The sequence below is a fragment of the Candidatus Stoquefichus massiliensis AP9 genome, from assembly GCF_000455285.1.
Classification (GTDB): domain Bacteria; phylum Bacillota_I; class Bacilli_A; order Erysipelotrichales; family Coprobacillaceae; genus Stoquefichus; species Stoquefichus massiliensis.
Genome location: NZ_HG005286.1, coordinates 163,086 through 175,994, shown reverse-complemented (window position 1 = coordinate 175,994; position 12,909 = coordinate 163,086). Strand labels below are relative to the sequence as shown.

At 28.1% G+C, this 12,909-nt stretch carries 10 protein-coding genes and 1 other annotated feature (1 of these 11 cut by a window edge); of the genes, 9 read left to right on the top strand and 1 reads right to left on the bottom strand.

Annotated elements, in window-relative coordinates; genetic code table 11:
• Nucleotide 1 precedes the first annotated feature (1 nt).
• The 7 genes from BN350_RS05015 to gyrA all read left to right on the top strand — a co-directional run bounded on the left by BN350_RS05015 (nucleotide 2) and on the right by gyrA (nucleotide 10,033).
• The gene (locus BN350_RS05015) at nucleotides 2–892 is read left to right on the top strand and encodes a sensor histidine kinase (RefSeq protein WP_028042608.1); all 891 of its coding nucleotides are present in this window, start codon (nucleotides 2–4) and stop codon (nucleotides 890–892) included.
• A gap of 86 nt (nucleotides 893–978) precedes the next feature.
• Nucleotides 979–1,662 (top strand): ABC transporter ATP-binding protein, encoded by a 684-nt coding sequence (locus BN350_RS05010; protein ID WP_028042607.1) that lies wholly within the window; start codon nucleotides 979–981, stop codon nucleotides 1,660–1,662.
• Nucleotides 1,659–4,148, top strand: coding sequence for an ABC transporter permease (locus BN350_RS05005; protein ID WP_028042606.1), 2,490 nt, complete (start codon nucleotides 1,659–1,661; stop codon nucleotides 4,146–4,148). The genes BN350_RS05010 and BN350_RS05005 overlap by 4 nt, the downstream gene beginning before the upstream one ends.
• Before the next feature lie 175 nt (nucleotides 4,149–4,323).
• The gene (gene yaaA, locus BN350_RS05000) at nucleotides 4,324–4,539 is read left to right on the top strand and encodes a S4 domain-containing protein YaaA (RefSeq protein WP_028042605.1); all 216 of its coding nucleotides are present in this window, start codon (nucleotides 4,324–4,326) and stop codon (nucleotides 4,537–4,539) included.
• Nucleotides 4,529–5,638, top strand: a complete 1,110-nt coding sequence (recF, locus tag BN350_RS04995) for a DNA replication/repair protein RecF (protein WP_028042604.1) — start codon at nucleotides 4,529–4,531, stop codon at nucleotides 5,636–5,638. The genes yaaA and recF overlap by 11 nt, the downstream gene beginning before the upstream one ends.
• The gene (gene gyrB, locus BN350_RS04990; RefSeq protein ID WP_028042603.1) at nucleotides 5,625–7,547 is read left to right on the top strand and encodes a DNA topoisomerase (ATP-hydrolyzing) subunit B; all 1,923 of its coding nucleotides are present in this window, start codon (nucleotides 5,625–5,627) and stop codon (nucleotides 7,545–7,547) included. The genes recF and gyrB overlap by 14 nt, the downstream gene beginning before the upstream one ends.
• 14 nt (nucleotides 7,548–7,561) lie before the next feature.
• Nucleotides 7,562–10,033 (top strand): DNA gyrase subunit A, encoded by a 2,472-nt coding sequence (gene gyrA / locus BN350_RS04985; RefSeq protein WP_028042602.1) that lies wholly within the window; start codon nucleotides 7,562–7,564, stop codon nucleotides 10,031–10,033.
• Nucleotides 10,034–10,041: 8 nt separating this feature from the next.
• Here gyrA and BN350_RS04980 read toward each other — a convergent pair whose 3' ends face one another.
• A complete protein-coding gene (locus BN350_RS04980; RefSeq protein ID WP_028042601.1) occupies nucleotides 10,042–10,614 on the bottom strand; it encodes a hypothetical protein in 573 nt (190 codons plus the stop codon).
• A gap of 96 nt (nucleotides 10,615–10,710) precedes the next feature.
• Between BN350_RS04980 and BN350_RS04975 the strand changes: the two genes are divergently transcribed.
• Complete coding sequence (locus BN350_RS04975; RefSeq protein WP_044600126.1) at nucleotides 10,711–11,325, top strand: DUF4230 domain-containing protein; 615 nt, start codon at nucleotides 10,711–10,713, stop codon at nucleotides 11,323–11,325.
• Between the two features lie 95 nt (nucleotides 11,326–11,420).
• On the top strand, nucleotides 11,421–12,764 hold the full coding sequence (locus BN350_RS04970) for a dicarboxylate/amino acid:cation symporter (protein WP_028042599.1): 1,344 nt from the start codon (nucleotides 11,421–11,423) through the stop codon (nucleotides 12,762–12,764).
• A 42-nt stretch (nucleotides 12,765–12,806) separates the two neighbouring features.
• Nucleotides 12,807–12,909: a binding site (T-box leader), on the top strand (it continues 87 nt past the right edge of the window).

Genomic DNA, 12,909 nt, shown 5'->3' with positions numbered 1-12,909 from the left:
TATGATTGAATTAGGTTTAATATTAGTTATTATCATATTAAGTGTAAAACTTTATATGAAGAATAAACATATTAAAGAAATATCTGAACAAGTGAATCAAATCTTATTTCAACAAAAAGATTTATATGTTAAACAATTTAAAGAAGGAAATCTTTCTATATTAGAAAGTGAAATTGTTAAACTAGTCAATCGTCTCTATGAACAAAATCAGTTATTAGTTCAAGATAAAGTTCTACTTAAACAGTCATTAGAAGATATTTCTCATCAAATCAAAACACCTTTAACATCACTCAATCTTATACAAGAAAGATTAAAAATAGCTGATGAACAAGAAATCAAATATCTTTTAAAACAACAACAGCAATTATTAGATAAAATAGAGTGGTTAGTTGTTTCTTTATTAAAAATGGCTCAATTAGATGTAGGAACAATTGAATTTAAAAAAGAGAATATAAATATAAAAGATTTTATAAATGATTTAATGAAACCATTTGAAATATTGATAGATATTAAAGAATTAGAGATTGTTGTTGATAATGATAGTCAAACTTTGAAGAATATAGACTATCATTGGACTTTAGAAGCTTTATCAAATGTATTGAAGAATTGTGTAGAACATCTTTCACAACAAGGCATCATTACTATAACAATCAATCATAATCCTTTATATGATGAAATCATTATTCAAGATAATGGGAAAGGTATATCTCATGAAGATTTACCTCATTTATTTGAAAGATTTTATAAAGGACATAATGCAACTAAGCAAAGTGTTGGTATTGGATTAGCATTGTCACATATGATTATAGAAAAACAAAATGGAACAATTACTGTAGAAAATACATATCCAGGTGTGAAGTTTATGATTCATTTCTATCATGAGGTGATCTAAACTTTTTTTAGTGACAATTCTGTCACTTTATTGTCATAGGCTTGTCATATGAAATTGGTATAATAAATAAGGAAAGGGAGGTTATTATGAAAATATTAGAAGTTAAAAATCTTTCTAAAATATATGGTAAAGGTGAGAATGAGGTAAAAGCATTAAATGATATTTCTTTCTCAGTTACCAAGGGGGAATTTATTGCGATTGTGGGATCATCAGGATCAGGTAAAAGTACATTATTACATTTAATTGGTGGTGTTGATAAACCAACTAGTGGTGAAGTCATTGTGAATGGAACACAAGTTTATCAGCAAAATGAAGAAGAACTTGCAATTTTTAGAAGAAGAGAAGTTGGATTGATTTATCAGTTTTATAATTTAATTCCAGTATTAACTGTAGAAGAAAATATGACATTACCTGTTTTATTAGACAATCAAAAGGTTAATGTGGGTAGATTAACAGAATTATTAAAAATATTAGATTTAGAATCAAGAAGAAATCATTTACCTAAAGAATTATCAGGTGGACAGCAGCAACGTGTATCAATAGGAAGAGCTCTTATGAATGCTCCCTCTCTTGTTTTAGCTGATGAGCCAACAGGAAACCTAGATTCCAAAAATAGTAAAGAAATCGTTGATTTATTAAAACTTACACAACAAAAGTATAAACAAACATTAATTATGATTACACATGATGAAAGAATTGCAATGCAGGCAGATAGAATTATTGTTATTGAAGATGGACAAATCAAAAAAGATGAGGTTCTCAGAAAATGAAAATCATTAATCAATTAACATTGAGATATCTTAAACAAAACAAAAAAAGAACAATATTAACAATTCTTTGTATTACTGTATCTGTTATTATGATTAGTTGTGTTGGTATTGCTTTTTATTCAGGAAAACAATTTTATAAAGAATATACTGAAAAAACAGTTGGTGATTATCATTATGCTTTTGTAACAGATAATAAAGATTTTCTTAAGATTATTGAAAATGATAATCAAATAGAAGAATATTATTTTTCTAGTACTGAGCCATTATATAGTGATGATCAGCTTAAAGATAAAAGTTATATTAATTTAAAAAGAGGTGATTCTTTATATTTTGATAAAGAGGATTATCAAGATTTATTATTGAGTGGAAGGTTACCCAATCATCATGGTGAAATAATGATTTCAGAAAATTATTTAAACATAAATAATTTTGATAAAAATATTGGAGATCGAATAAGTTTTTATAGTGAATCTGAAAAGAAGGAATATACTTTTCTAATTGTTGGAATTATGAGCGAATATAATAGTGAAAATTATAATAAATCTTCATTTGGTGCATTGTCTTATATTGATTTAAGCAATCAATCAGCTTACTATTCACTTTATATTAGAGATAAAGATGTTTCTAAAAATATATTTGAACATGGTCAAAAACTCAATGATCAACTCAATCAGTTAAATAATGAAATAGTAGGAAGTTTGCGATATAATTCTTCATATTTGGCAATTCAGGATATATTTGAAGAAAATTCTAGTTCTTTATTTTTAGGTATCTACAATATTGTTGCTCTCATATTAGGGATTATTGTGATCATATCTTTATTTATTATTTATCAGGCATTTAATCTTTCAACTCATGATCGTATACAGTATTTAGGCATGTTATCAAGTGTTGGAGCAACACCTAAACAAAAGAAACGTTCGGTTTATTTTGAAGGATTCCTATTATCACTTATATCAATACCTTTAGGTATTATCTTAAGTTTTATAGGATTATTGATTACGTTTTATTTTATTAACCATTTAGAAACAATAAAAAGTTTAGATATTACTATACTTCCACAAATATCATTCTTTTATTTATTATTAGTTATTATTATTTCATTAGTGACTATTTTTCTTTCTTTATATTTACCAGCAAGAAAGATAGCCAGAATTTCTGTTATAGACGCATTAAAAAAAAGTGATGAAATTAAGATGAAAACTAAAAAATTAGAAACAGGTTTTATTGCTAAAAAAATATTTAATATTTCTCAACAACTAGCTTTAAAGAATTACAAAAGACAAGGAAAACGATCTCGTGTTATTGTGATTTCATTAGTGATATCTATGGTTGCTTTTGTGGCTGTCTATAGTTTTGGAAATCATTTTATGGATCAGATGAATAAAGCTAATCAATATAATAGATATGATATTCAAATGAATATTGGCTATGAGAAAGATTTTATTAATGAAACAAATAAAATTTTAAATGAGAATGATAAAGTTAATGATTATTATTATATGACTGATCTTAATATTTATGCTGATATTAATTCTTATTATTTAGATATTCCTTTAGAAGTTGATAAAGATACAAATAAATATTGTATGACTTTTATTGGTTTAAGTGAAAATAAACGTAAACAATTATGTAAAGATAATAATATTGAATATAAAGATAATCTGATGTTGGCTTATAATGGAGAATATGGATATTATGAAAATGATGATTATAAAATTTATGATCATAGATTTAAAAAAATGGATAAAGATTTCTTTAAGTCTATTGAACTTATAGAAAATTCTTATGATGCTCAGGGTGATAAATCAATTACCAATCAACAAAAATTAAAGTTATTTGATTCTATTGAACTTATTGAAAATGACCAGTTTAATAATTCTTATGGAAATGGAAACTTAGATTCTAGTATATATTTTATTGTACCAGTAGAATATGTTGTTAATGTAGAAACAGAATATGTTCCAACGATCACGTATAATATATTTTCAACTCAACATCAGGAATTGACAAAAGAATTAAATCAATTAAACTATCCACCATATGACTATGCACAAACCGTTTTACAAAACAGACAAATCTTTTTAATTGCACAAATATTTATTTATGGTTTTGTGTTTATTATGATTTTATTTACTATGTTAAATATTATTAATATGATGAGTGCAAGTATTGATAAAAGAAAAAAGGAATTAGGTATGATGTTAAGTGTTGGCATGAGTCCTAAAGGTGTTTCTAAGATGTTATTTTATGAGAGTTTTATTTATGGAATGAAAACATTATTATATGGTTTTCCTATTTGTATTGGTATTGAATGGTTATTCTATGATCAAATTAAAACAGGACAGACAATATTTATACCATCTTTTATAGCTTATGTTATTGCATTTGTTGTAATTATGTTTATTATGTTAGTGACATTTAGAGTAGGATTGAATAAGTTTAAGAAACAGAATATTATTGAAACGTTGAAAGATGATATGTAGGTATAAAAACCTCCATATCTTTTTTTCGTCCTAATTTTCGTTTTAAGAGACTTTTATCTAAAAATGAGATTTATATCTTTTTTATTAAATATTGAATATGAGCCATAAAAACTATCATTTTTGATGTTTTTATGCTATAATAAGATCAGTTTGAAAAGAATCGGGTGACTTATGAATGAGAGAAATTAAAATTAAGACAGAGTATATTACATTAGGCCAATTTTTAAAATATGTGAATGCTGTTGATTCAGGAGCAAGTGCTAAAATGGCTATTTTAGATGGACAAGTCATTGTGAATGATGAAGTTGAAGTCAGAAGAGGTAAAAAACTTAGAAATGGTGATGTTGTTTCTTTTGATGGAATTGAATATATTGTAAAAAATGAAGATTAAGAGTATTGAATTAAAGAATTTTAGAAATTATGAGGCTTGCACTGTTGAATTTAATCCTTATATTAATATTTTTATAGGTCAAAATGCTCAAGGAAAGACTAATTTATTGGAAGCTATTTATATTTTGTCTATGTCTAAGAGTTTTAAGACTAAGGTTGTAGAGGAACTGATTTTTTTTGAAAGTGATTTTGCAAAGATTCAGGGAGATATTGTTACACATGATAAAAATATGAATTTGGAAGTTGTACTTTCTCGTTTAGGAAAGAAGGCTTTTATTAATCGTACTGAGATAAAAAAGACAAGTGATTATGTAGGTTATTTGAATGTTGTTTTGTTTATTCCTGAAGATTTAATGTTAATTAAGGGAAGTCCACGATTAAGAAGAAAGCTAATGGATATGGAGATATCTAAGATTTCTCCTATTTATATGTATAACTTGAATAAATACAATAAACTTTTAAAAGAAAGAAACAAGTATTTGAAGTTATTACATGATAGTCATAAAGGTGCTGATGAATATCTAGAAGTTTTATCTGAACAAATGGCAGAAATTCAGGTGAGTTTAATGAAAAAACGTATGGAGTTTGTTGAACTTTTAAATGATATTTCGGTTAAGATGTATGATTATATTGCTTTACATAAAGAAAATTTAAAAATTGAGTATAAAACTCATTATAAAGATATGTCTTATGAGTGTATTTTGGATAAATATCGACAGAATTATCAAAAAGATATTTTATTTGGTCAAACAAATAATGGTATACATAAAGATGATATAATGATGTTTTTGAATGATAAAGATGCTGTGACTTATGCATCACAGGGTCAGCAAAGATCTATTGTATTAGCGTTAAAAATTGGATTATTAGAACTTATAAAAAAAGAAATAGGAGAATATCCTATTTTATTGTTAGATGATGTTTTAAGTGAGTTGGATGATGTTAGAAAAACAAAATTATTAAATTTAATTCAAGATAAGGTTCAAACATTTATTACATCAACATCAATTGATGGTATACACCATCATGTAATAGATGTGGCTAAGAAAATAGTCATTGAAAATGGGCATGTGAAAGGAGAAGACAATGGAAGAAAATAAAGTACAACATAGTTATGATGAATCTGATATTCAGGTATTAGAGGGATTAGAGGCTGTTAGAAAAAGACCTGGGATGTATATCGGAACAACTTCTTCTAGAGGGTTACATCATCTTGTTTGGGAAATTGTAGATAACTCTATTGATGAAGCTTTAGCAGGTTTCTGTGATGAAATCAAAGTTATCTTAGAAAAAGGTGATATTGTTAAAGTTATTGATAATGGTCGTGGTATGCCAACTGGTAAACATGCGAAAACAGGAAAAAGTACTGTTGAGACTATTTTAACAGTTTTACATGCTGGAGGTAAATTTGGTGGTGGAGGCTATAAAGTCTCTGGTGGTTTACATGGTGTTGGTGCAAGTGTTGTTAATGCATTAAGTGAATGGTTAGAAGTTCATGTACATAGAGATGGACATATTTATTATCAGCGTTTTGAAAAAGGTGGAGTTCCAGTTAGTGACTTAAAGATTATTGGCGATTGTGATGATACTGGAACAATTGTGACTTTTAAAGCTGATCCATTAATATTTAGTGAAACAACTGTTTATGATTATGAAACTTTAAATCAAAGAATTAGAGAATTAGCTTTCTTAAATAAAGGATTAAAATTAATTCTTGAAGATCATCGTATAGAATCTCATAAAGTCAATGAATATCATTATGAAGGTGGTATTAAAGAATACGTTGCTTATTTAAATAGAAATAAAACAGCTATTCATGAAGAAATTATTTATGTTGAAGATGAAGTTGATGATATTAAAGTAGAAGTTGGTATGCAATATAATGATGGATATCAGCCAAATATCTATTCTTTCTGTAATAACATTAATACACAAGAAGGTGGAACACATGAAGAAGGTTTCCGTTTAGCTTTAACAAGAGTCATTAATGCTTATGCAAAAAATAATAATTTTCTAAAGAAAGATGATGAATCATTAAGTGGAGATGACTGTCGTGAAGGATTAACTGCTATTATTTCAGTCAAACATCCAGATCCACAATATGAAGGACAAACAAAAACAAAATTAGGAAATGCTGAAGTGCGAAAGATAGCGAGTAACATTATATCTGCAGCTTTAGATAAATTTTTATTAGAAAATCCTAATACCGCATCTATTATTATGAATAAAGCTATTGTTGCAAGTCATGCCAGAATGGCAGCTAAACGTGCAAGAGAAATGACTCGCCGTAAAACAGCTTTAGATAGTATTGCATTACCTGGTAAATTAGCAGACTGCTCATCAAAAGATCCTAGTGAATGTGAAGTCTTTATAGTCGAAGGGGATTCTGCCGGTGGTAGTGCAAAAATGGGTAGAGATAGAAGAACTCAAGCAATTTTACCACTACGTGGTAAAATATTAAATGTTGAAAAAGCAAGATTAGATAGAATATTAGGAAATGCTGAAATTCGTTCTATGATTACAGCATTTGGTACTGGTATTGGTGATGAATTTGATATTAGTAAGTTAAGATATCATAAGATTGTTATTATGACCGATGCTGATGTTGATGGTGGGCATATTCGTATTTTAATGTTGACTTTCTTATATCGTTTCTTAAAGCCGTTAATTGAAGAAGGATTTGTTTATGCTGCACAGCCTCCTCTTTATTTATTAAAACATGGTAAAGAAGAACATTATCTTTATAGTGAATATGAATTAGAAAGAAAGAAAGAAGAATTAGGACCTAATGCTAAATTCTCAATTCAGCGTTATAAAGGTCTTGGAGAAATGAATGCAGAACAATTATGGGAAACAACTATGAATCCTGAAAATCGTGTCTTATGGCAGATTGATTTAGATGATGCTATGCAAGCTGATGCTATGTTTGATATGCTGATGGGAGAAAAAGTTGAACCGAGACGTGAATTCATTCAAGAAAATGCCCAAGAAGCTGAACTTGATTTATAGTAAAGGAGAAAACAATGGAAGAACGTGGAATTAAAAAAAGACCGTTAACATCTGAAATGAAACAATCATTCATCAACTATGCTATGTCAGTTATTGTTCAAAGAGCATTACCTGATGTTAGAGATGGATTAAAACCAGTTCAACGTAGAATTGTTCATGGGATGAATGAATTAGGATGTTATAGTGATAAACCATATAAGAAATCTGCTCGTATTGTTGGAGAAGTTATGGGGAAATATCATCCTCATGGAGACTCTTCAATTTATGAAGCATTGGTACGTATGGCTCAAGATTTCTCATATCGTTATATGATCGTAGATGGACATGGAAACTTTGGTTCAATTGATGGTGATGGTGCTGCCGCAGCTCGTTATACTGAAGCAAGAATGTCTAAAATATCAATGGAACTTGTGAAAGATATAAACAAAGACACTGTTAATTTTGTACCTAACTATGATGGTGAAGAAACAGAACCAGAAGTTTTACCTGCAAGATATCCCAATTTATTAGTTAATGGAACAACTGGAATTGCTGTTGGTATGGCAACAAATATACCACCACATAATTTAGGTGAAATTGTTGATGCCATTTTAGCAGTTTCTCATAATCCTGATATTACAATTATGGAATTAATGGAAAACTATATACAAGGTCCTGATTTTCCTACAGGAGCATATATTTTAGGAAAATCTGCCATTAAAAAAGCTTATGAAACTGGTAATGGATTAATAATAATGCGTGCAAAAACAGATATTATTGATATTCATGGTGGTAAAAAAGCCATTATTGTGACTGAAATACCATATATGGTTAATAAAGCGCGTTTAATTGAGAAAATGGCTGAACATGTTAAAGAGAAAAGAATTGAAGGTATTACTGAAATTCGTGATGAATCGAATAGAGAAGGTATTAGAATTGTTATTGAATTACGGAAAGATGTTCAACCAGAAGTTATCTTAAATCAATTATTTAAATTAACTTCATTACAAACAACATTCGGTGTTAATTCTATTGCATTGGTTAATAATGAACCACAGACATTAACACTTAAACAGATGATTACCTATTACTTAGATCATCAAGAAGAAGTTATTAAAAGAAGAACAGCTTATGATTTAAAGAAAGCTGAAGATCGTGCTCATATTTTAGATGGTTTAAAAAGAGCATTAGATCAAATAGATGCTATTATTGAATTAATTCGTTCATCAAGAACAACTGAAGTTATTCAACAAAGATTGATGGATGAATTTGATATGTCTGAAAGACAAGCGAAAGCTATTCGTGAAATGCAATTACAAAGATTAGCTGGTTTGGAAAGAGAAAAAATAGAGAATGAATTGAATGAATTATTAGCCTTCATTGCAGATTTAAAAGATATTTTAGAAAATAGAGAACGTATTTTATCAATTATTGAAGAAGAATTATTACAGATTAAAGATAAATTTGCTGATAAAAGAAGGACTGAAATTATTCAAGGTACATTTGATTTAGAAGATGAAGATTTAATTCCTGTTGAAGATGTTATTATTTCTTTAACAACAAATGGATATGTCAAACGTACACCTGTAGATACTTATAAAACTCAAAATAGAGGTGGTAGAGGTATCAAAGGTATGGGTACAAATGAAGATGATATTGTTGATTCTTTAATTAATATGAGTACTCATGATGATTTATTATTCTTTACGAACTTTGGTAAGGTTTATCGTCTTAAAGGATATAATGTTCCTGAATTTGGAAGAACAGCTAAAGGATTACCAGTTGTTAATTTATTGAATTTAGATAAAGATGAGTATGTGAAATCTATGATATCTATTCGTAAGGATGATATTGAAGAAGATAAAGATTTATATTTATTCTTTGTTACATTGAGTGGTTTAGTTAAGAAAACATCAATTGATGAATTTAAAAATATTCGTCAATCAGGAAAGATTGCGATTAATTTAAGAGATGAAGATCAATTAGTAGCTGTTAAATTAACGACAGATCATGATGAAATATTAGTTGCTGCATCTAATGGAAAATTGATTAGATTTAAAGAGAGTGATGTTCGTCCAATGGGAAGAACTGCATCTGGAGTAAGAGGTATTAATGTTGATGGTGGTCATGTTATTGGTATGACAACAAATGGAGAAGGTCAATTTATCATGGCAATTAGTGAAAATGGTTATGGTAAAATGTCTCCTATAGGTGATTATCGTGAATCACATCGTGGTGGTAAAGGTGTCAAAACAATCAATACAACTGAAAAGACTGGTCAGTTAGTTGCTTTAAGAGCTGTAAATGGTGATGAAGATTTATTAATCATTACAAGTGAAGGTATTGTCATCAGATTACCAATGGAACAAGTCAAAATGGCTGGTAGAAATACACAAGGTGTTCGTTTGATTAAAGTTTCTCAAGGAGCTACAGTTTCTAGTGTTGAAGTTGTTGAAAAAGCTGAAGAGGAAGAATCTGAGGAAACAGTAGAAAATAGTGAAGAATAAAAGTGCGATTATTCGCACTTTTTTGCTTCTGTTAATTGTGTTCCTTGATTATCGTAAATACGAATAGGTCCAATATCATTTTTATTATCAAGTAAACAAATCATAATATTTGAATTTTGATAAGAAAATTCATTACCAATATATGTATGAGAATTTGGAACAGAAATATTTAAATTGGTAGCATACTGATTATATCCAAAGATAAATACTAAATTATCAATATGTATATAATAAATATTTTCATCAGTTAATGACATTTTATATTTATGAATTACATAATAATAATCACTCATTTTTCTTTTAAATAAATAGAAATATCTTTGATTATCATATTTTGTCATTATCGCTATATAGCGATTATAAGATTCAAAATTTGTTACTTCTATAGTCATTGGATATTCAATTTTCTCAATATCTGCAATAGTATTTTTAATGTTAATATTTTCTCTATAATCCATATAGATAATATTTTGTTGTGGCAAATAATATGTTTTAGGCATTGATAACTTTATCTGATATCCTGCAAAAAGTAAACATAGACTTAGGCATATTCCAATGATTATAATTCCATTTTTCTTCATAAACACCACTCCTTAAAATTATTTTAACATAAATATCAACATAATTTGACAAATTTTTAAATCTCTTCTACAATAAATCTAAAGTAGGTGAGAAAAATGGCAAATGAAAAGAAAATACATATTAATCAAACTTTTAAAAATATAATTATTATTGTTGTCATTGCTGTTGTATTTTTCTTTGTTGGTAAGATATGGCCAAGTGGAGAAGAACCAACACAGATAACAAGTGATCTTTTATCACAACAAATCCAAAGTATTAGTGAACTAGCAACTGTAGAATATAATTATACAAATATGGGAAAATTTGAAAATCAAGCTACTTTTTATGGCTGGAAAGTTCCTTTTACAACAAAGAGTTTTATTATTTCATATGATGGTAAAATCAAAGCAGGTATTGATATGAGTGTTGTAGAAGTAAAAGTGAGTGGTAAGGCAATTGATATCAAAGTTCCAACTGCTAAAATTCTATCACATGAAATTGATGAAAAGAGTATTGAAGTTTTTGATGAAACTAAGAATATCTTTAATCAAATCAGTATTACTGATTATAATCAGTTTGCGATTGATCAAAAAGATAAAATGGAAACAAGAGTGAAAGAAAAAGGTTTTATAAAAGAAGCTCAAGAAAAAGCAGAAGAAACAATTCGAACTTTTATTAAATCAATGGATCTTAAAGATGAATATAAAGTGAATATTACGATTACTGAATAAACCTAATTTTAGGTTTATTTTTTAATCTAATATTGAAAAAAATAATAGATATAGTATAATGTTAACAATTTGGGTATTTTTTTAGGAGGTTGCTTATGAATACAAGTAAAAATGGGAAAAAACTTGCATTAAAGATGGTTATTGCTTTGATTTGTGGTCTATTAGCTGGATTTGGATGTATTATGTTAAGAGAAAATTTGTTGGCTAGTGGACAGAGTTCTACATGGAATACTATTAATAACATCTTTTTTCAAGATATTACAGCAGAAGGCGCAACAAGTGCCATTGGTTTGTTTTATATTATAGGTCAATTGTTTGTGAATTCTTTACAACTGATTATTGTACCTATGGTATTTGTATCTATAACTTTAGCAATATGTGTGATTACTGATACAAAGAAATTAGGAAGAATTTCTTCTAAAACAATTTTAACTTTTTTTATAACTACTCTTTGTGCTTTGATTTTTGCTGGTATTATTGGTGCTTTTGTTTATAGTACAGGAGCATTTAATACTGTTGAAGTGGCAGATGTTGTGATTAAAGAAGGAATTGTTGGAACGAATCCTTTAAGTATTGTTTTATCTATTGTTCCTAATAATTTGTTCTCGGCTTTTTCAAATAATGGTGGAGTCCTTGCTATTGTATTCTTAGCTGTTGCGATTGGACTTGCTATGAATCAATTAAAAGAGAAAACAAAAACATTAAAGAAGCTATTAATTGAGTTAAGTGATATTATTTCGGTTTGTTTATCATTTATTATTAATAAATTTGCTCCTATAGCTATCTTTTGTCTATTAACGAGAACATTTGCAGCATATGGTATTGATTACTTAATGCCTGCTTTGGCATATGTTGTGACTGTTTTGATTGCTTTGCTTGTTTATTTAGTGATTGCTTTTCCTCTATACTTAATGATTATGGCAAAAGTCAATCCGAAACCATTTATGAAAAAAATAGCAAAAGTTGCTTTATTTGGTTTTTCAACATCGTCTAGTGCTGCAACACTTCCTTTAAATAAAAAAACAACAGTTGAGGAAATGGGGGTAAGTGAACAAATTGCATCATTTACTTTACCTTTAGGAATGACGATTAATATGGATGGAACGGCTATTATGCAAGTTATTGCAGCTATATTTGTAGCAGCAAGTTCTGGCTATGATGTGACTTTCACTTCTATGGCTGTCATTGCTATATTGGCATTGATTGCTTCTATTGGTACACCAGCTGCTCCAGGAGCAGGTGCAGTCATCTTATTTACAATATTAACGGGAATGGGTTATACAAATGATGCTGCATTACTTGCATATTCATTAATTCTTGCAATAAATAGACCTATTGAGATGCTCGTCACATCATTAAATGTTGTTGGTGATTCTTCAACATCAATTATTGTTGCTAAAAAAGAAAATATGTTAAATGAAGATGTTTACAATAATTAATTTTATGTTTGAACTTATATATCATTGTGGTATAATCTATGTGTTAAATCGATGCGTTGGTTAAGTAAATAACAGACAATCGTAGAGAACTGATGGTTGGTGAAAATCAGTATTGGCTGTTATTGAAATCTCCCAACAAGAGAAG